19 protein-coding genes are annotated in these 20,813 nt (G+C 44.4%); 2 read left to right on the top strand and 17 right to left on the bottom strand.

The window, feature by feature from the left end; translation table 11 throughout:
- Window positions 1-390: 390 nt before the first annotated feature.
- The 6 genes from J7E37_RS00460 to J7E37_RS00435 all read right to left on the bottom strand — a co-directional run bounded on the left by J7E37_RS00460 (window position 391) and on the right by J7E37_RS00435 (window position 8,095).
- Entirely contained in the window at window positions 391-903 is a 513-nt protein-coding gene (locus tag J7E37_RS00460) for an adenine phosphoribosyltransferase (protein WP_214778061.1), read from the bottom strand.
- Window positions 894-3,260 (bottom strand): single-stranded-DNA-specific exonuclease RecJ, encoded by a 2,367-nt coding sequence (recJ, locus tag J7E37_RS00455; protein WP_214778058.1) that lies wholly within the window; start codon window positions 3,258-3,260, stop codon window positions 894-896. Before recJ ends, J7E37_RS00460 begins: the two co-directional genes overlap by 10 nt.
- A 145-nt stretch (window positions 3,261-3,405) precedes the next feature.
- Window positions 3,406-3,723 (bottom strand): LapA family protein, encoded by a 318-nt coding sequence (locus tag J7E37_RS00450; RefSeq protein WP_214778056.1) that lies wholly within the window; start codon window positions 3,721-3,723, stop codon window positions 3,406-3,408.
- Window positions 3,724-3,743: 20 nt separating this feature from the next.
- Entirely contained in the window at window positions 3,744-4,667 is a 924-nt protein-coding gene (locus J7E37_RS00445) for a cation diffusion facilitator family transporter (RefSeq protein WP_215021799.1), read from the bottom strand.
- Window positions 4,668-4,831: 164 nt separating this feature from the next.
- Complete coding sequence (gene secDF / locus J7E37_RS00440) at window positions 4,832-7,102, bottom strand: protein translocase subunit SecDF (RefSeq protein WP_215021797.1); 2,271 nt, start codon at window positions 7,100-7,102, stop codon at window positions 4,832-4,834.
- A 696-nt stretch (window positions 7,103-7,798) separates the two neighbouring features.
- A complete protein-coding gene (locus J7E37_RS00435) occupies window positions 7,799-8,095 on the bottom strand; it encodes a post-transcriptional regulator (protein WP_214778052.1) in 297 nt (98 codons plus the stop codon).
- A 123-nt stretch (window positions 8,096-8,218) separates the two neighbouring features.
- Here J7E37_RS00435 and spoVB point away from each other — a divergent pair, with 123 nt between their 5' ends.
- On the top strand, window positions 8,219-9,772 hold the full coding sequence (gene spoVB, locus J7E37_RS00430; RefSeq protein WP_215021794.1) for a stage V sporulation protein B: 1,554 nt from the start codon (window positions 8,219-8,221) through the stop codon (window positions 9,770-9,772).
- A gap of 29 nt (window positions 9,773-9,801) precedes the next feature.
- Here the strand turns inward: spoVB and J7E37_RS00425 are convergent, their stop codons facing one another.
- Window positions 9,802-10,464 carry a DUF421 domain-containing protein gene (locus J7E37_RS00425; protein ID WP_214778050.1) on the bottom strand — a complete coding sequence of 221 codons (663 nt, stop codon included), beginning with the start codon at window positions 10,462-10,464 and terminating at the stop codon, window positions 9,802-9,804.
- 187 nt (window positions 10,465-10,651) lie between these two features.
- On the opposite strand from J7E37_RS00425, the gene J7E37_RS00420 reads away from it, so the two are divergent.
- Window positions 10,652-11,038, top strand: a complete 387-nt coding sequence (locus tag J7E37_RS00420) for a TIGR04086 family membrane protein (protein ID WP_214778048.1) — start codon at window positions 10,652-10,654, stop codon at window positions 11,036-11,038.
- Window positions 11,039-11,237: 199 nt separating this feature from the next.
- On the opposite strand, the gene yajC is transcribed toward J7E37_RS00420, so the two are convergent.
- The 10 genes from yajC to safA form a co-directional block, all read right to left on the bottom strand.
- Window positions 11,238-11,513 carry a preprotein translocase subunit YajC gene (yajC, locus tag J7E37_RS00415; protein WP_214778046.1) on the bottom strand — a complete coding sequence of 92 codons (276 nt, stop codon included), beginning with the start codon at window positions 11,511-11,513 and terminating at the stop codon, window positions 11,238-11,240.
- Between the two features lie 71 nt (window positions 11,514-11,584).
- A complete protein-coding gene (gene tgt, locus J7E37_RS00410) occupies window positions 11,585-12,724 on the bottom strand; it encodes a tRNA guanosine(34) transglycosylase Tgt (RefSeq protein WP_214778044.1) in 1,140 nt (379 codons plus the stop codon).
- A gap of 59 nt (window positions 12,725-12,783) precedes the next feature.
- Window positions 12,784-13,812, bottom strand: a complete 1,029-nt coding sequence (gene queA, locus J7E37_RS00405) for a tRNA preQ1(34) S-adenosylmethionine ribosyltransferase-isomerase QueA (RefSeq protein WP_214778042.1) — start codon at window positions 13,810-13,812, stop codon at window positions 12,784-12,786.
- A 45-nt stretch (window positions 13,813-13,857) separates the two neighbouring features.
- Window positions 13,858-14,064 carry a DUF2905 domain-containing protein gene (locus J7E37_RS00400; RefSeq protein ID WP_214778040.1) on the bottom strand — a complete coding sequence of 69 codons (207 nt, stop codon included), beginning with the start codon at window positions 14,062-14,064 and terminating at the stop codon, window positions 13,858-13,860.
- On the bottom strand, window positions 14,061-15,062 hold the full coding sequence (gene ruvB / locus J7E37_RS00395) for a Holliday junction branch migration DNA helicase RuvB (RefSeq protein WP_215021792.1): 1,002 nt from the start codon (window positions 15,060-15,062) through the stop codon (window positions 14,061-14,063). Before ruvB ends, J7E37_RS00400 begins: the two co-directional genes overlap by 4 nt.
- A 68-nt stretch (window positions 15,063-15,130) precedes the next feature.
- Complete coding sequence (ruvA, locus tag J7E37_RS00390; RefSeq protein WP_215021790.1) at window positions 15,131-15,739, bottom strand: Holliday junction branch migration protein RuvA; 609 nt, start codon at window positions 15,737-15,739, stop codon at window positions 15,131-15,133.
- Between the two features lie 213 nt (window positions 15,740-15,952).
- Window positions 15,953-16,513 (bottom strand): intercompartmental signaling factor BofC, encoded by a 561-nt coding sequence (locus tag J7E37_RS00385; protein ID WP_251009378.1) that lies wholly within the window; start codon window positions 16,511-16,513, stop codon window positions 15,953-15,955.
- 300 nt (window positions 16,514-16,813) lie between these two features.
- On the bottom strand, window positions 16,814-17,524 hold the full coding sequence (locus J7E37_RS00380) for a YhcN/YlaJ family sporulation lipoprotein (protein WP_214778033.1): 711 nt from the start codon (window positions 17,522-17,524) through the stop codon (window positions 16,814-16,816).
- 99 nt (window positions 17,525-17,623) lie between these two features.
- Window positions 17,624-18,652, bottom strand: a complete 1,029-nt coding sequence (locus J7E37_RS22390) for a phosphotransferase (protein ID WP_215021787.1) — start codon at window positions 18,650-18,652, stop codon at window positions 17,624-17,626.
- Entirely contained in the window at window positions 18,594-20,759 is a 2,166-nt protein-coding gene (gene safA, locus J7E37_RS00370) for a SafA/ExsA family spore coat assembly protein (RefSeq protein ID WP_215021783.1), read from the bottom strand. The genes J7E37_RS22390 and safA overlap by 59 nt, the downstream gene beginning before the upstream one ends.
- Window positions 20,760-20,813: the final 54 nt, after the last annotated feature.

The raw sequence follows: 20,813 nt of genomic DNA, 5'->3' as shown, positions 1-20,813 counted from the left end.
AATTATTCTTATAAAGGATTGTTACTATTATCAAAGAAAAAATTGAAGATGTAAAGAGAAAGGAAGAGATTTTACAGCAGAAATTAAAAAAATTGTCGAAAGATATTTTATTATAGGTTAATTTTAGCAAACCTGCCTGCCATTGGATGAATTTCTTTTTATAAAAAACTGTTTTCGTAAAGATTGTTGTTAAAATCCTAAAGCCGATTTTAACGTAATAGATGATCATTTTGCAGGTCGGTATAAAGCTTGCATGGTCTTTTCTCACAAAAGAGTTAACCTTTCGAAAGAAAGTAGATCATCCAATCCTATTTTGTCGTCAATAGCAACAAAGTTTGAGAAAAGAGCCTTATAAAAAAAGGGCACTTCGCAATGAAGCGCCCGGTCGATTTAATATTGCATCAAGGTTAAAATATCGTAGCCATCCAACTTGTTACGGCCATCGAGATAAGTAAGTTCAATCAGGAAGGCGATTCCTGCCACGATTCCCCCTAGTTCTTCAACTAGCTTGATCGTTGCTTCAATCGTTCCGCCAGTTGCAAGCAGGTCGTCGGTGATCAGGACTCTTTGTCCGGGCTTGATCGCGTCTTTATGGATCGTCAAGACGTCACTGCCATATTCAAGTCCGTAGTTGACCTTGATTGTCTCGCGCGGAAGCTTTCCTTCTTTTCTGACAGGAGCAAAACCTACTCCATGCGCATAGGCAACCGGGCAACCGATAATAAAGCCGCGTGCTTCTGGTCCGACTACAAGATCAATTTGCTTTTCACGGGCATAGGCCACGATTTGGTCTGTTGCATATCTATAAGCATCGCCATTGTCCATTAAGGTTGTGATGTCCTTAAATTTAATGCCGGGCTTTGGCCAATCGGGAACGATTGTTACAAATTGTTTCAAATCCATTGAATAATTGCCTCCTCATTTTTCACCGACTCTTGAATGAATTGGTCAAACCAGTTCTTCAATTGCTCATACGATGAGTAGAGCAATTCATTTTCAAGAGTGAATGCTTGCACCTTGTGCTGATATGTTTTGGATTCAGTCAGATCCCTTTTGGGGACATTTTCTTCTAGTGAAATAAACCCATTGTTTATTTTAACAAAATCTAGTTCAAAAAACACCTTCGACATGAAATCTATTGTTTCTTTTGTCCACCCTCGATGCTTGGCCAAATCGTCGCCATACCGTTTAAGATCGAATGGCCCTTTCTTGGCGAGGAAAGCGTAAAACCATTTGAAGTGCTCCCTCGTTGGCATCGTCGTGAAGAAATCGCTGCTTTCTTTATAAAAATGGACATAGACCCTTCCCGGATTTTTCCCGGAAAATAACTTCTCCAGAATCTCTTTGGATGGCGGCAGGTCCAATAGAACAACATACGAATGATCAAGATTCAGCTGTTCAGCTTGTTCATCGGTGTTTACCAGTTCCAATGAGTCTCCGATAATAGGAGAAAACTTATTTTTCAAATCAGCGTTAAAGAGAACCCACTTAATATGATCCCCCGGAATCATTTCGGGAAGCTTTTCCAGTCTTTTGAGACCGCGGAAATCGAATAGCTGCCAGGACTTGACCGCCACATCCCTGAGAAAAATTTGCGGCTTCCTGATATTGTTCCATTCGTTGATGGACAGTTCGCCAATGACTGACAGCTTCGAGCTCGGCGAGATATGATCATGGAGATGGCCTAAGCCGAATCCAATTCCATCAATAACAGTACCTTCCTCTTCCAGTGCCAGCTTAAGATGCGACTGATCTGCCCCTATCTTTCTAAGGGTTGATATATTTGCTCCATCAATCAGGACCTTGGGTTTTGGGTTGCTGACGCCATATGGAGATAGCAGCCCAAGTTCGTTTATGGTCTCAATCGTAATCTCTTTAACATCTATTCTCGCATCGATATGGGAGACAGGAGTTAAATCTTCTTCTTTCAGTTGCTCTTTTGCGAGTGCATTCAATCTTGACCTTAATTCATCAACATCATTAAGATTCAACGTCATTCCCGCAGCCATGGGATGACCGCCAAAATGCGGAAGGATTTCTCTGCAGGTTGAAAGGTTTTTGAAAAGATCGAAACCAGCGATACTTCGTGCTGACCCCTTCGCAAGTCCCTTCTCTTTGTCAAAACTAAGGACGATCGTTGGCCGGTAATATTTTTCGACAAGCTTGGAAGCTACGATGCCGATGACCCCTGCGTTCCAGCCTTCCTTACCGACGACAAGGACTGAGTTATCATGGATTGGGTAATTCATTTCCACTTCAGAAACTGCTTCTTCGGCAATTTGTGAAACGATGTTTTGCCGCTCTTTATTGATTGAATCTATTTCTTCCGCAAGCATTTTCGCTTCTTCCGAATCAGCTGTCATCATTAATTGCACAGCTGGGTCAGCACTGCCAAGCCTCCCTGCTGCATTGACCCTCGGTCCAATCATAAAACCTATTGTTTCTTCATCAATAGAAGATCTATCCGTTTTCGCGAGTTTAAGCAGCGCATTCAAGCCAGGTGTCTGGCTCGACTTCAACTTCTCGATTCCCCTCAGGGCAATCAGCCTGTTCTCTCCCATAAGTGGAACAAGGTCGGCAATGGTCCCGATAGCCGCAAACTCCAGCAAATGCTCTGGGACTCTCCCCAGCAGGGCATGGGCAACCTTAAAAGCGACACCTACACCAGCTAAATCCTTAAAAGGGTATACACTGCCGTCCAGCTTTGGATGGATGATCGCAAATGCATCCGGCAGGACCGGTCCAGGTTCATGGTGGTCTGTAATGATCAGGTCGACACCTATTTCTTTTGCAACTGCTGCCTCATGGAGAGCAGAAATGCCCGTATCGACAGTGATGATCAAGCCCACTCCGCTGTCTGCCGCACTCCTGAAAGCTTTTTCATTAGGACCATATCCTTCTGTAAAACGGTTCGGTATGTAATAGTCGGCGTTCGCCCCGAGTTCAGCCAGGGCTTTCATCATGACCGTCGTACTGCTCACACCGTCTGCATCATAGTCACCAAACACCCAAACGGGCTCCTGCGTTTCTACTGCTTTTTTGATCCGCTCAACTGTCTTATCCATGTCCTTCAGCAAATAGGGGTCGTGAAATTCGCTTTTTTGCCCAAACAAAAAATACCGGGCATCTTCCACGGTATCCAGTCCGCGATTGACTAGCAGAGAAGCAGTCAGATGATTTATGTTCAATTCCTTGGCGAGTGAATCTATTATTGTCCGGTCGGATTTTTTTACAATCCACCTTGATTTTGGCTTTAACATACGTTCACCTCTCAGCTTATTCATTATACAAAAGCAGAGAGGGTGTTTCAATGACAATGAATGCTAATAAGGGACATTACAATAAGGAAATGTATAGTACTATACTAAAATGGCAGCATAATTGTATGCTGCCATAAGTACTGGATTAATGGATATCTTCTATTTCGTGCTGGGGTGCTGTTTCCTCCGGCAGAGTTTCTTTTTGGGCCAGCTGCTCTTCTAATGAGCTGTTTTTCTTCCTCAAAGATTTTACTTCCCTTTGAAGCACAAACATCCTGAACAGACCGACAGAACCAACGATGATCCCGCCCATCAATACAGACCCCAGAATTACCAAAATTAACGGCCATTTTGATTCCCCGAATAAATAGTTCACTGTTACTGGATCGACATTGATGACGGCGAAAACAGCCACAATCAATGCAAAAGCAAGTCCCAGCAGCAATGTCCATTGAAACTTCATTCTATCCCCTCCCCTGAGACTTATTGAATATCTACGCCATCCTCGGAATCTTCACTCTCACTGAACGGATTTATATGGACCAGAACATTTTGGACATTTTTATTTTCCATCAGTTTCTTTTTCACACTTTTTCCAATCCGGTGGCCCTGTTCCACGGTAATATGTGGATCGACAGATATTTTTAAATCAATGATAACATAGTGACCGTGCTCTCTGGCATGTAATTCATCCAATTTCTTTACTTCAGGAATTGATTGGACAACAGTCCTGAATTCTTCTGTATCCTCTTCATGAAGGACGTGGTCAAGTGCATTATGGATCGACTCCTTGCCAAGCTTCCATGCCATCCTGATGACCAGCAAGGCTACTAGCAGTCCTGTCACCGGGTCGGCGTATTCCAGCCACCCAATTCCAAACATCCCGCCCAACACAGCCGCGCTGATCCCTATTAGTGCAGCGATGGAGGAATAGACATCCGATCTATGCTCATACGCATTGACGATCAGCGCGTCACTCTTTAATTGCTTCCCCAATCTGTATTTGTACCTGAACATTCCCTCTTTTACTATAATTGAAACGACTACAGCCACAATCGCCACAGATTTTGGAGGTTCGATAGGATGAAAAAATGCTTCGAACGATGATCTGCCGATTTCGACTCCCACAAGCATTAATAATACTGCCACAATGATGGCAGCAATTGATTCGGCCTTGCCATGACCGTAAGGATGATCTTCATCCGGCGGAGCTTTCGCCGCCTTAAGACCTATGTATACAGCTAATGAACCCACTACATCAGATGCAGAATGGACTGCATCCGCTACAAGCGCTTTACTGTTAGCATAGATGCCGACCCCCCACTTCAATCCTGCCAGTATAATATTACCGACAACGCCAACCATTGCGGCAAATTCAGCCTTCTTAAAACGAACGTCTTTTTCCAACAGCAAAACTCCTCTCTGTAAAGAGCTTTTATTCCGCGTCCTTTACTTATTCCACCATATTTAGTCTGTCGGCATTCCTGTTATTTTATCCTGAAATATGGTTGTTCTAACCAAAAGTGAAAAAAATACCACGGAAAGTCCGTGGTATTTTAGTTTGCTTTTTATTAAACTTGAGGCTCATCTGTGTAGACTTTCTTTTCCTTAAAAGTCTTGATTGTGCCTTTCTTCTTAAGCTCTTTCTTCTTCCATACATACCACAGCTGTGCTGCGATGAAAATGGAAGAATAAGTACCGGCAATTAGACCAATAAGAAGGGCGAAAGAGAAATTCCAGATTGATTGGCTGCCGAATAGCAACAGAGCCACAACTGTTATGACAACAGTCAGGATGGTGTTAACCGAACGGCCAAGTGTCTGACGAAGAGAAGCATTTACTACATCCGCAATATCTTCCGGTGTCTTTAGGCGTTTCTTCTTCACCATATTCTCACGCATCCTGTCAAAAGTAACAATTGTATCATTGATTGAATAACCAACAATTGTCAGGACAGCCGCTATGAAGGTAATATCAACTTCAAGCCTTGTGAGACTGAATAGAACAATGATAAAGAACGCGTCATGAAGCAATGCGACTATTGCAGCCAGCGCCATGTAAATCTCAAAGCGGATCGTTACATAGATAATGATCCCCACGGAAGCAATGGCAACTGCAATCATGGCATTCTTAGCCAGTTCTTTACCGATTGTCGGTGAAACTGTTCCAACATTCGGTTCGGCACCGAATTCTTCCTTGAAGTGAGATTTAAGCTCAGAGATCTCATCTTTGCTTAGAACTGTTTTAAATCTTGCAACGCCAATTTCGCCATTATCACCGGAGATGACAATATCGTTTGTTTCCAAATCAACTTGCTTAAGCTCAGCTTTTAATTGTTCCGCTGTAAGTTTGCTGTCAGACATGACCTCTACCCTTGTCCCAGCTGCAAAATCGATTCCAAGATTCAGGCGGAACACGAGGAGTGCAATCAGTCCAATACCGATAAGTATAGCAGATGCAGTAAAGAACTTTTTTCGGCTCTTGATGAAATCAAATCTATCGAACTTGGTTTTCAAATCCAGACTATCCAAACCTTCCGAAATATCATGAACCTCACTTGGCTTCACACCGAATAAGCCTGGTTTGTTTTTGAACAAGCCACTGTTCACGAGCAATCCAAGGAACAAGCGTGCACCGAAGACTGCTGTGATAAAGCTTGCCAGGATACTGATGATCAGCATGGTCGCAAAGCCTTTTACAGAGCTTGTCCCGTACGCGAATAAAACGATTGCGGCCAGCAAAGTCGTGATGTTGGCATCAAAGATCGTAGACAGAGAGCCTTTGCTGCCCGCATCAAACGCTGCTTTGATATTGCGGCCAACCTTCAATTCTTCTTTGATACGTTCATAGGTTATGATGTTTGCGTCCACCGCCATACCGACACCGAGGATCAAGGCCGCGATTCCAGGCAGTGTGAGTACACCGTTCATCCAATCAAATACAAGCAGGATGAGGTAAACGTAAATAGATAACGTAATAACTGCGACAATTCCAGGGATACGGTATAAAGCGAGCATGAATACGAAAACAGCAAGAATACCGATGATTCCAGCGAAAACTGTCTCATTTAGAGCCTGTTCCCCGAACTTCGCTCCAACAGAAGTAGAGTAAGTTTCTTCCAAATTAACCGGCAATGATCCCGCATTAAGCAGAGAAGCGAGCTGCTGGGCTTCTTCAATTGTAAAATTACCAGTAATCTCAACATTCTTTTGGTTCAGGATCTTATCTACATTAGGATTGGAAAGGAATTTAGGTTCAGGCTTCATCCTTTCTTCCTTATAGGAATCAACCCCTTCTTCGAAATCCAGCCAGATGATCAGCTGATTTTCAGGGTACATATCACGGATTTCCTTTGTGATCTCGCCGAATTGATCCCCATCTTTAAGTGTGATTGAAATGCTCGGCTTGTTTTGCTGGTCGAAGCTTTGCTTTGCACCATTTTCTTCCAGGTCACTGCCATCCATCATGACGCGGTCGTTGACGTCACGGAAGGTAAGATTCGCTTCTGTAGAAAGAATTTCACGCGCTTTGTTCTGGTCTTTTACACCAGCCAGCTGTACGCGAATCCGGTCATCTCCTTCAATCTGAATGTTCGGTTCACTGACACCGAGAACGTTGACTCTTCGTTCAAGAGCCTCAGCAGTACTCTTCAGGGTTTCACGGTCAACTTTCTCTCCCTTTTTTCCATTTAGAGGCGTGACTTCATAAAGAACCTCAAAACCACCCTGCAGGTCAAGGCCGAGCTTGATATCTTTCAATATATTCTGGGTTGTTGCACCCATGGCACTTCCGATTAAAATAACCAGCAAAAAGAAGGCCACGATGCGGCTGCGTTTTACCATTATGTATAAATCCTCCTTATTCTTCGCACAAACATGCTGCCAGACAAATAAAACATAAGACCAAGAAAATAAACAGTAGCCAATTTATAGCATTCTAATTATGTAACAGTTTAAAAAAACTGTCAATTAAGCTTTTTCCATTTCTACACCGGGAATGCTTGTCTAAGAAAAAATCGGCACCTGGATTTTTTCGAGTATCAATGAATGCGATATATCGGAAATATAGCTTTATAATAGGCGAAAAAAGCCCCTATGTATCAAGCCCCTCTAGATTTTGGAAACAGAAAAATCGGGTTATGAATGTTTGGTATCATAATTCGATATTTAGTCTAACACTTGACAAAAAGACATTTCACCGGCATTTCCTGTTCAAATATCTATTAAAACCCTTTTTAGACATTTCACGGGTGTTCCTTGCTCAAAATGTCTATTAAAGTCCTTCTTAGACATTTCACGGGTGTTCCCTGTTCGAAATGTCTATTAAAGTCCTTTTTTTAGACATTTCACGGGTGTTCCCTGTTCGAAATGTCTATTAAAGTCCTTTTTTTAAACATTTCACTGGGGTCCCCTGTTCAAAATGTCTATTAAAGACCTCTTTTTAGACATTTCTTTAGGGGTACCTCGCTCAAAATGTCCAATGAACCATATAAAGGAGATATCAGCTATACCTATGAACCTTTTAAGTATAGAGCTTCATCATTTCAGCAGCTCTTTCCGTTCTTCTTCATTATCAAGCGCAAAGTCTCCCAGTTTGAAGGCTTCAACGGTGGTGAAATTCATTACGTCGCCGATTTTTGCGGATAAAATATCAGCGACAATTTCATACATTTGAATTTCTTCTTTCGGTTTCTTCCACTTTTTCTTCGTGAGATAATCCCATAATTCTTTTTCTCCAACTTGTTCATAACCGAATATTTTGAATTCTTCAACTTTGCTTTCCAGAGCGGGTTTCACTTGCTTGTAAAACCGTCCGTATTGATGGCTTGGATTCATTACCTGGCCTCCCCGTCCAATTTTCCAGTCTTTAAATGTCTTAACCTTGTCATGCTTTGTCCACTTTCTTGCATATAGTTAATTGTATATGAAATATGCATTTTTGAGAAGGCAGGGAGCGGAATGTCGAAGTTTTTAAAAGGAACATTTATTTTGTTAATGGCCGGCCTCGTCACGAGGGTGCTTGGATTCATAAATCGGATTGTCATCGCCCGTTTCATCGGCGAGGAAGGTGTTGGCCTTTATATGATGGCCTTCCCGACCATGGTGCTTGTCGTGACAATTACCCAGCTAGGGCTCCCAGTTGCGATTTCAAAAAATGTGGCTGAAGCTGAGGCAAGAGGCGACTTCCAAAAAATCAAGAAAATCCTTGTCGTTTCCCTTGCCACCACCATATCCCTATCGATTATCTTTACACCAGCGCTCATTCTGCTTGCTCCATACCTGTCCGAGACATTGTTCACGGATCCAAGAACACAATGGCCGCTGCTTGCCATTGCACCAATTGTTCCGATCGTTGCAGTATCATCGGTTCTCCGCGGCTACTTCCAAGGAAGGCAGAATATGCGGCCATCCGCGAAATCACAAGTGATCGAACAGCTTGTCAGGATCACCTTGATTGCTGTTTTGACAAAAGCCTTCATGCCGTATGGAATTGAATATGCCGCAGCGGGTGCCATGATTGCGTCAGTGATTGGAGAGCTTATTTCATTGATTTATTTGATGACGACCTTTAAGCTGCGAAAAAAATTTAGGCTGCGAAAGAACTTCTTTCAATTCGTCCATTCCGGAAAGTCGACTTTCAATGATTTAATGGGGATTGCATTGCCAACAACAGGTTCAAGATTGATCGGATCTGTTTCCTGGTTTTTTGAACCGATTGTCGTTGCGCACAGTCTGGCGATTGCCGGAGTCGCCGCCGTAGCCGCCACGAAACAATATGGGGCATTGACTGGCTTTGCCATGCCCTTGCTGTTATTGCCATCGTTCATCACCTATTCTTTATCCACCTCACTTGTACCTGCTATCAGTGAAGCGAACTCCAGAAAGAACATGAAGGTGATTGAACATCTTCTGCAGCAATCTTTGCGATTTTCCCTATTGACAGGGGGCCTGGCAATCGTCGTTTTATATGTTCTGGCCGAACCCTTAATGACGTTGATGTACGGGACTTCCAATGGAGCACAATTCATCAAGCTCATGGCACCATTTTTCCTGTTCTACTATTTCCAGGGACCGCTGCAGGCAGCACTGCAGGCTCTTGATTTGGCCAGGGCAGCGATGATCAACAGCCTGATTGGAAATCTTGCGAAGACCGCTGTCATCTTCCTGTTGGCAAGCCAGCCTGCTTTTGGCATAAACGGCGTAGCCCTCGGTATGGTCATGGGAATTGTCCTGATCACCCTCCTCCATTTCGCGACCATGCTGAAGGCTGTTTCATTTACTTTTTATGTAAAAGATTATGTAAAGGTATTAGTTATTATCATTCTATCGGGGTCAATGGGCTTCATGCTCTGGGACTGGCTTGGTGGGAATCTTTCATTGGCAGCAAGGATTCTTATAAATGCAGGGACTGTAAGCATTCTGTACTTGTCTCTCTCTGTCGTGCTTGGGTTGATCAGAAAAAATGAGCTTTCGAAATTACAATCCGTACTTACATCATTTATAAAAAGGTAAGAAAAAAAACGTGGGCGTTGTCCACGTTTTTATTTATCCTTAAGATCAATATAAAATTCCCCATTTTGGTAGCTGCAAAAGGAAATCTCTCCCGGATCTTCGTATCCCCGTTTTTTTAACTGCTCCAGCAGCCAGGAACTTGATTTGTCAACCATCCCAAGGTTATCCTTCTGGACCTCGCCATCGATGATCAGTGGAAGTGCAAGACTGCTGCTATCCTGCTCCCCATCCTGTTCACCCTGTTTCTTTTGGAAAATGGACAGGGTACCGGACGGCTCCAAAATGGCATACTCCACATCGGCAATATCCCCTACATCCTTTTCTCTTAATTGAAGCAGCAGATCATCAAAATTATATCTTTGCGACCGCATGGCTTTTTCATCGATTTTCCCATCATTAATAATGATTGTCGGCTTTCCATCCACGATATCCCTGAATCTTTTGCTTTTAAGCGAAAGCACTGCCAGTGCAATTTGTATGATTACAAATATGCCGATTGGGAGAAGAGTGTTGATCAAGGGATCCTTCGTATTTTCTATGGCCACGGATGCCATCTCAGCGATCATAATATAGACAACCAAATCAAGAACGCTTAATTCACCGATTTCCCTTTTTCCCATTAAACGAAAAATCAACAGGATCAATAAATAAAGGAGAACTGTCCTAAAAAGGATAATCAAATATTGTTCCACGGTATTCCCCGCCCTTCACACAGCATTCCTCTTTAGTCTTTAACTCCGAACTGAAAAAATACTTATTGTTTAAGTATTTTTTATAATATCTCCTGTATAAAACTGATTCTATTTGTCCTTTTTCGTGAATATGCTTGTACTAGGCATTTCCCGTTTAAAGGGATCAGATCAGAGAGGAGAGGGGTTAATGGAATCCAAAAGTTTAGGAAGGGCCGTCCTGTACGGGGTAATTGCAATATTTCTACTGGCAATCGTGAGCAGTTTGATATTTTCTCTTCTTTTAAAGTTCACTTCTGTCCAAGAAGCTTCACTTCAGTACGTCATGACATCCATTTCTTTTTTATCCATTTTCATCGGCGGCTTTATTACTGGCGGAAATGGAAAAGAAAAAGGGTGGATGATTGGAGGAGCAACGGGCCTGGTTTATTCTTTAGTTATTTTCCTGTTTCAATACCTGGGTTATGACAGCCTATTTTCAATTGAACAAATCATCTACCATATTTGCTATATTCTCACAGCTATGATGGGTGGCATTCTCGGTGTAAACATCGTTGGCGGTCCTTCAAAGGCATAAAAAAGAAGCGAACCGAGAGTTCGCTTCTTTTTCGTTTGAAAAATAGCTATTACATTTTACACTTCGATTATTGTCCAGCTCCAGCGCCCAGCCAGTTTTCATCCTAGAAATAGCTTCCTCGAGTATCTTGCAGAAGCGTTAGCTTTGAGCAGCTCGAGTCGGTTGTCTGGTTGCAGCCTTGAGACGCTTCCGCTTTTCGTTATACTCCTGCTGCTGATTCCTTGACGTCGCGGATTGCCGCGCGGTCATATGTAAGACGGCTTCCGTCTCCACATTTGATGACAACAGTACCTTCATCAAGTGCATCGACAATTCCATGCAAACCGCCGATTGTTACTACTTTATCACCTTTTTGCAGGTCGCTCTGCATTTGCTGAACCGCTTTCTGCCTCTTTTGCTGAGGGCGGATCAACAAGAAATAGAATAGTACAAACATCAACAATAGCGGGAATACTGTACCTACTAATCCTTCCATTCATTTCCCCTCCTTTCATGTTCAAGGCTGATGACGCCATGCGAGAGCAGCCTTATTAAAAAGCAGTTTATTTAGAAGTTTTTGGCATTCGGTTTATTGAAACCATATTGCTCAAAAAACTCATCTCTAAAGTCCCCCAGACGGTCTTCTCGGATCGCCTGTCTGACCTGCTCCATTAAGTTTATCAGAAAATGTAGATTATGATAAGAAGTAAGTCTAATTCCGAACGTTTCATCTGTTTTAATCAGGTGGCGGATGTAGGCCCTGCTGTAATTTTTACATGTATAGCAATCACAGTTAGGATCCAATGGTCCAAAGTCACGGGCGAATTTCGCGTTCTTGACAACCAGTCTTCCCTCACTTGTCATCAATGTGCCATTTCGGGCGATACGGGTAGGCAAGACACAGTCGAACATATCAATACCGCGCATGGCACCATCGATCAAGGAATCCGGAGAACCAACTCCCATCAAGTAACGAGGCTTATCGGACGGCAGCCATGGAGTAGTGAATTCCAGCACTCTGTTCATCACATCCTTTGGTTCGCCGACTGAAAGGCCGCCAACTGCGTAACCTGGGAAGTCCATAGAAACCAGGTCTTTTGCGCTTTGCTTTCTTAATTCCTCATATTCTCCGCCCTGGACGATCCCGAATAATCCCTGATCCTGTGGACGCTGATGGGCTGTGAGGCAGCGCTCTGCCCAGCGGGAGGTCCGCTCGACTGATTTTTTCATATAGTCATATTCAGCAGGGTATGGCGGACATTCATCGAATGCCATCATGATATCAGAACCAAGCGCGTTCTGGATTTCCATCGCTTTCTCTGGGGAAAGGAAAAGCTTGTCCCCATTCATATGATTGCGGAAGTGAACGCCTTCCTCTTCAATTTTCCTAAACTCACTCAAAGAGAACACCTGGAATCCCCCTGAATCAGTGAGGATGGCGCGGTCCCAGTTCATGAATTTATGCAGGCCGCCTGCCTCCTTGACGATCTCATGGCCTGGCCTCAGCCAAAGATGATAGGTGTTGCTCAGGATAATCCCCGCACCCATCTGGACCAATTCCTCGGGTGACATAGTTTTGACTGTTGCCAGTGTACCAACAGGCATGAAGACCGGAGTTTCAAAAGAGCCGTGCGGTGTATGCACACGCCCAAGCCTTGCTCCTGTCTGCTTACAGGTTTTAATTAATTCATAACGGATTGCTGACAATGTATAAGCTCCTTCCAGAAGTCCAATTTCAATTAAGTGTATATTTTTTAGTGATAGAACTATAAGATCAACATCGCATCCCCGAAACTAAAAAAGCGATACTTTTCCTCTACAGCTTTATTATAGGCATTAAGGACATTTTCCCGTCCAGCCAGAGCACTTACAAGCATGATCAATGTCGACTTTGGCAAGTGGAAATTCGTAATCATCCCATCGATTGCCTTAAATTCATATCCGGGATAAATGAAGATGTTTGTCCAGCCATTTTCAGCGACAAACTTACCATCATTGGCTGTCGCAATCGTCTCCAGGGTCCTTGTTGAAGTCGTTCCAACGGTGATGATTCGGCCGCCCTGCTCACGGACGGTGTTCAGCAGCAAGGCCGTTCCTTCAGTCACCTGGTAAAATTCAGAGTGCATATCGTGTTCTTCGATGGAATCCACGCTGACAGGCCTGAACGTTCCCAGTCCGACATGAAGGGTAATGAAGGCGATATGGACGCCCATGTCCTTGATTTCTTCCAGCAGCTGCTCTGTAAAATGCAAGCCTGCGGTCGGAGCTGCCGCCGATCCTCTTTCCCTTGCGAACACAGTCTGGTATCTGTCCTTATCCTCCAGCTGCTCCTTAATATAAGGAGGAAGAGGCATTTCTCCCAGCTGTTCCAGCACTTCATAAAAGATCCCGTTATAAGAAAACTTAAGATTCCTGCCGCCGTGTTCAGCTTCCCCGGTGCATTCCGCTGTCAACAGGCCGTCGCCAAAGATGATTTTTGTGCCCTCCTTTACTCTCTTTGCCGGTTTCACAAGCGTTTCCCATTCATCTCCCTCAAGCTGCTTCAAGAGAAGGACTTCTATTTTAGCTCCCGTGTCCTCTTTCATGCCAAAAAGCCTTGCCGGAAGAACTTTCGTGTCATTCAGGACGAGGCAGTCACCCGGTTTCAGATGACTTTTGATGTTCTTGAAAACATCATGTTCTATATTGCCAGATTCTTTATTCAGGACCATCAGCCTGCTTTCCGCTCTTTGTTCAAGCGGAGTCTGGGCAATCAGTTCCTCAGGTAAATGGAAATCAAACAAATCTACTTTCATGTTGTCACCCTTACTAAGTTTCTATTTATTTTGTTCATGGGCCGATCATCTGAATCGGCCGATAAAGTAAAAGATCGCAGACAAGATAATGCTTGCCAGGATGGATGTCACAATTGGGAAGTAAAAGGTCGTGTTGCCTTTTTTTATGACGATGTCTCCTGGAAGCCTTCCCAAATTGACAAACTGCATGATGAAGCCAATGATGAAAATGACGGCCCCGGCGACCATCACGAACTTAGCTGCACCTGTCATCGCTCAGGCACCTCCATTTCAAAATGCCGGTATACTGCCTCCGTTACAATTCTTCCCCTAGGTGTCCTCTGTAAAAACCCGATCTGCAATAAATATGGCTCATACACATCTTCAATTGTCTGCGATTCCTCTCCGATGGTTGCGGAAATCGTCTCTAATCCGACCGGTCCGCCGCGGTATTTTTCAATGATGCCTTTGAGCAATTTATGGTCTATATGGTCAAGTCCCAAACGGTCTACCTGCATCAGTTCCAATGCCTCCTGGGCAAGAGTTTCCTCAACAGCGCCATTGCCTCGCACCTGCGCAAAATCGCGTACCCGCTTCAATAGGCGGTTGGCGATTCTCGGCGTCCCTCGCGATCTCCTCGCAAGCTCCTGGGCGGCAGGCCAGTCGATGGCAGTTTCCAGAAGCTCGGCTGTCCTGACGACAATATCAGTTAGCTGTTTCTCATTATAGTATTCCAAACGGCTCAAAACTCCAAACCTGTCTCTTAATGGAGCTGACAACGAACCAGCGCGGGTTGTCGCACCAATAAGCGTGAACGGCGGGAGATCAAGCCTGACAGATCGGGCACTTGGCCCTTTCCCTATGACGATATCAAGGCAAAAGTCTTCCATAGCGGGATAGAGTACTTCCTCGATCGTTCTTGGAAGTCTGTGAATTTCATCAATGAACAGGACATCGCCAGGTTCCAATGCCGTCAGGATGGCTGCCAGGTCCCCAGGCCTTTCGATCGCCGGTCCGGATGTCGTCCTGAGGTTGACTCCCATTTCGTTGGCGATGATTGCTGCGAGCGTCGTCTTGCCCAAACCAGGCGGTCCGTAGAGCAGCACATGGTCCAGCGTTTCACGCCTCATTTTGGCCGCTTCAATAAATACCTCAAGATTTGCTTTCACTTTATCCTGGCCGATATATTGCCTGAGTGTCTGCGGACGCAGGCTCTGCTCAAATGAAACATCCTGGTCGCCCGCTTCACTGGAGATGATTCGTTCTTCCATCTGTTTCTCACCCTTCTTATAAGCTGGTTGACCGATCCTGAATCGTATCGGTCAATGTTAACTCAGCATTACTTTAATAGCTTTTGTAAGGCTTTCTTTATATATTGATCGGTCGTCAATGTTTCCTTCTTCAAATCTGGAGTTATTTTGCGGATTTCTTTTTCAGAATAACCCAGCGTCTTAAGTGCCAAAACCGCCTCATCAAATTCAACCGACTGGCTTATTGTGGCAGCAACCTCGTCCGAATTGAAAAGATTAGGGAAGTAATCTGGCACAAGGTCATGCAGCTTCCCCTTCAGATCGAGGATCATTTGTCTGGCGGTCTTCTTGCCTACTCCAGGGAATTTGACCAGGAACGATTCATCTTCATTTTCAATTGCCTGCACCACCTGACCAGGCTCACCCGATGCCAGGATGGCCAGAGCCCCTTTCGGTCCGATTCCCGAAACATTCAAAAGCCTTGTGAAAAGCGCCTTTTCTTCTCGATTCTTGAATCCGTATAGAGCAATGAGGTCTTCTCTGACATAATGATATGTAAAAATACAAATCTCTTTACCTGCTTCTTTTGTGAATATAAATGGGTTTGGTGTCATGATTTGATACCCAATCCCGCTATTTTCAATCACTATATATTCAGGACCGACGAAATCGACGGTACCTTTTATGAATTCATACAATACTCTCGCCCCTCTGCTTTGCTGTAACTCATTTTAACATACTCCTTTTAAAGGTATGAATAAAAATATGCAAAAAGGCGAACGTATGATCATTTTTATAAGAAAAGCGCAAGCGCCTTGGTCAGCCCCGACCAGCGCTGCCCGCCTATAACGCCACGTCCTCCCCAGTAATAAAATCTCTCCGAAACCTTGGAAAACACAAATAAGAGCCAGTCATCCCGGCTCTTCACTGTTTTCTCTCACTGTATATGGTTTAAAAGTCTCCAATACCTCTTCATAACATTGTTTATTCCGGATTGGTATGCCTTTTTTCAATTGATCACGCTTAATACTTTCAAGTCTGCCGAGGTCAATCTGAAAGAAGGATTGGATAATATTCGAACCATCCGGCCTTCCATTAAAAATAGTTAGGACTCCTTCATCTGAGAGCCCAAAATATCCATTTGCCTTCAAAAGCGGCGAAATATCATCATATTCCTGCCTGAATACCGCCTTGTTCGCTTCTATATCTACTAGCTGCCATTCGTCATATTTTGCCCAAAAGTCCTCCATAGACCAAATTGTTTCCTGAATCCGTTCCTCACTCATTTCACCATCAAGGTAGACTCTTTGCAAAATGATGGTGATCTTAAGAGGTTCGTTGATTTCCTCGACTGCTTCTTCAGGCTTCTCAGCAAAAACTGGCTCTGTCTGAAGTACTAAACTGTATCCCGATAGACCGATTAGGAGCATAACAGCTGAGCTTAATACTTTTAATAATTTGATTGAAGCCATTGCTGTCCACCTCTCTTATTTGCTAAAATATGTTTCTTTTTCACTAATAGTGTAGCCAAAATGTTCTTATTTATCCTTTTAAAATAAGGCTGTTTTCGCATTGATTGTTGCTTTTCGCATAAAACTCCTTAGCCGCATGCCGTAAGGATTTGAAGCTCTTTTCTTAATGCTCCTTACATGATACTCCTAAAAATCCAGCAGCAATTTTTACTTTTGGTTGAGCAAGCAGCAAAGTTTACGAATAGAGCCATAAATAAACATGAAATAGAAGGCTAGAGGTTACTCTGCCTTCTATCGTGCTTACGGATTGAAGTTGATGCTTTCCCGCGGGTTTCCATTCTTCCGGTCATAATCAATATTCCTTGATCTGCTGAAGGTTCCTTCATCCTCGATGATGCGAAGTTCTCTGTCTTCAGTATATGGAAGGACAGCCTGTTTGATTTTCTTGTCTGTCTGTTTTTTTAGTGACTTGTCCTTATAGGTCACGGCAATTTCTACTTTCCTGCCAAATAAAACCGACCTTACCTTATCGACATTATCGACAGACTCAGCAGCAATTCCTACTTTGCGGGCCAATCTGTTATCTTGTTCAGAATTCGTGTAGATTCTTGCCTGGCCGCTTCCCCTCTGTTCACTCAGGTGTCCATGGTAATTTAAATCACCGCGGCTGTATTTATTATCTCTTTGGAAAAAGTTATGGTCATGGTCAGAACGAGGGACGGTTGGATTCGGAGGATTGCCATTTTCATCTCTGGACTGAAGCATCCTCCGTTTCCGGTTTTCTGCGGCTATTCCCTCTTTTCCGAAATTATGGTCAAAAAGCTCCGTGACAGCACCCTCTCTGTCATCCATCACGTCAATTTCATTCCCTTTTTCGTTCGAGTAATAGCCAAGTGGCTGCCCACCGCTGGCATTCCTGCCCTGTACAGCGGCTTCCTCATTTCCATTACAAGCCGTCAGCCCTATTGTGAGCAAGGAAGCTATAGGTAAGAACAACATTCTTTTGTTCAATCGAAAAACCCCCATCCTAGCTAAAATGAGCATGTTATATGCTCATTATTAGAGTGCGGATGGGGCTGGATTTTCATTCTGACAGATACGTCCAAAAACCTAAACATCCAGTCTGGATTTAACCTCTTCCTGAAAACGTTTCCTTTGCTGAAACTGGCCGGCAGTCATTCCAACGATTGGTCCCAGACTAGATGGATTGGATTGATTTCTTTCCCTCAACAAGCGGTTCCACTCCCTTAGGATATCAGCAGGATATAATAGCCCATATAAGAAAGCATCAGAGCGCAACCATTTATTTAAATGCTTTATTTTTGCCAGTGACTCAAACCGCCAATCCAGGAATGGCAGAATCCGATTTGCGTACTGCAGCATATCATAGGCTCTCGATCCAGTGCTGATTAAATCGAAATCAATTATGAACAGCTTCCCGGCCTTCGAGCGCAGAAAATTGTGGTGGGCTACATCTCCGTGGAGGATGGCTGGCGGCTCTGTTTCGAGATCATTTTTCAACTTCGTAAAATTCATCAGCGAAAAATCCGCCCATTCCAGGAGCTCATCGGTCATGCTTTTATTAACATAGCGATTAACTGCAGGGAGGTTCTTCGTGAATTCATGTTTTCGATGCTGCCACTTTCCCGCTATATCCGTTTTCGGCAGCATAGCAGCATACGAAGGAACAAGAACTGAAGTATGATCATGGAACCTATTCAGCAGTTCAACGCCATCCTCTCTGTCCTTTTGGACTCCATAATCAAAACGCTGCTCATGATGGTCAATAAATTCAATACAACCATAGTATGACCCATGGAAATGAAGCGGATCTTTATTTTGATTATAAAACCGGTAGGATTGGTTAAAACCCGATTTCCGCAACGATGAAGCAAATGTTTCTTGAATTTTTAATTTTCGCAGATCCTTATATCCTTTTATAATAATTTTTTTGCTGACTGTTTCAACCAGATAGACATTCCCTCTCAGATGGGTCATACCTTTGATTTCCACATCGAGTTCTCTGGATAAATAAGAGAAGAGACGATTGAAAAAGAAATCGTCTCCACCCCTCTTGATGTTAATATTCATTGCTCTCTTCATCATCGAAGCGCGGCATCGGCATTCCGTAGCCTCCACCCATTGGACCTGCTCCGTAAAGATTCATGAACCCCTGCGGACCCATGCCCATTTGATATCCATGGTGCGGGTGAGGCTGCATACCCGGAGCACCGGCAAATCCGTGGTGCATCATATGCTGAGGATGGTGCATTCCTGCTCCCATCATACCGTAAGGATTACCCATTTGACCTCCGCAGCCACAATCATTGCCGGCACCCTGGACTGCCTGCTTTGGCATCATTGGAGGCTGCATCATCCCGCCTACTTGCGGCATTTGGTTATCCATCATTCCGCCTACCTGTGGAAATTGGTTATCCATCATTCCTCCGACTTGAGGCATCATCGGCATCTGGCCTTGCATCATTCCTCCGACTTGCGGCATCATCGGCATCTGGCCTTGCATCATTCCTCCGACCTGCGGCATTTGATGCGGCATCTGCCCCTGCATCATTCCTCCGACCTGCGGCATTTGATGCGGCATCTGGCCCTGCATCATACCGCCTACCTGTGGCATTTGATGCGGCATCTGATGATCCATCATTCCTCCGACCTGTGGCATTTGATGCGGCATCTGATGATCCATCATTCCTCCGACCTGTGGCATTTGATGCGGCATTTGATGCGGCATTTGATGCGGCATTTGATGATCCGTCATTCCGCCTACCTGTGGCATTTGATACGGCATCTGATGATCCGTCATTCCGCCTACCTGTGGCATTTGATTATTTTCCATCATTCCGCCTACTTGCGGCATCATCGGCATCTGCCCCTGCATCATCCCTCCGACCTGTGGCATTTGATTTTCCATCATCCCTCCGACTTGCGGCATTTGATTTTCCATCATTCCGCCTACTTGCGGCATCTGAGGCATTGGCATATCCGAAGATTCATCATCCATCATTCCGCCTACCTGCGGCATTTGGTTATCCATCATTCCGCCCACCTGCGGCATTTGGTTATCCATCATTCCGCCTACTTGTGGCTGTAGATGCATTTGATTATCCATCGCACCGGCTACTTGCGGCATATATGGCATCTGGTGAGGATACCCTTGTTCCGGTATACAGCCCGGTCCAGGCATTACAGGTGAAATAGGAACACCATGGAAAACAGGACCTGTCATTTGCGGTGCTGTATGATGAGGCATATTCCCCCCCATAGTCGGGCTTAATGGCATCTGCATCTGGGCAAAAGATGATGATTCCATATCCTCCGCTGGCAATGCCATGTTTGGCATCATTCCTGGGTATTGGGACATCCCCTGTACCTGTGGGTATGGCATTTGCTGTCCTTGATGGCCATAGGCGGGACCTGTGATGGAAGGTGCTCCTGGGTAACAGTTATAAGGATAAGGGATCATCGGCTGCTGGTAACCTCCTTGAACGAATGGCATCATTGATGGTGATTCATCCATGAAATCATTCTTTTCAATTTTTATATCGGGCTTTATTTCTGACTTCACATTTGGTTTCATCTCAGCTTTTGGCAACTGAGGTTTTACCTCTGGTTTAACCTGTGGTTTGGTCTGCTGCTTGACTGGAGCCTTGACCTCAGGCTTGATTTCTGGCTTGACCTCTGGTTTGACTTCCGGGAAGATATTGTCCGGCTTGGGCGGGAGCTGCGGCTTCGGCTTCGGCTGCGGTTTTGGCTGTGGTTTTGGCTGTGGTTTTGGCTGTGGCGGGAGCTGCATATTGGCCATATTCATCATATAGTAATTGTTAATATCGATTTCAGGCTTAATTTGCACTGGCATCTTCGGTTTATATGGTTTAACAGGCTCTTCCTTCTTAACCGGTTTAGGCATTTCCTTCTTCGGCTGTTCCTTTACGGGAGCCTCTTTTGGCACTTCTTTCTTCACTTCTGGCATTGGCATCGGTTTCTCTTTGGCAATCGGCATTTCCTTTTTGCCACCCATATTGATTTTTGCTTGAGGCGTTCCACCTGCGATCGGAGCTTCTTTCTTTATTGTTCCTCCAGCAGTTGGAACTTTTATTTTCATACCGGGCATAATCATATCAGGGTTGCTGAGCTGGGCGTTCATCTTTTTCAGCTCTTCAAAGTTCACGCCGTACTTCTTGGCGATCTTCCAAAGAGTATCCCCTTTCTGTACGATATGGATTTTCACTCTGATTCCCTCCTATGGCATAAGTCCATATATTCTATGTTGGTGTGGGCAAAT

The sequence above is a fragment of the Bacillus sp. ISL-39 genome, from assembly GCF_018613295.1.
GTDB lineage: Bacteria > Bacillota > Bacilli > Bacillales > Cytobacillaceae > Mesobacillus.
This window is presented reverse-complemented; position numbering and strand designations above follow the sequence as displayed.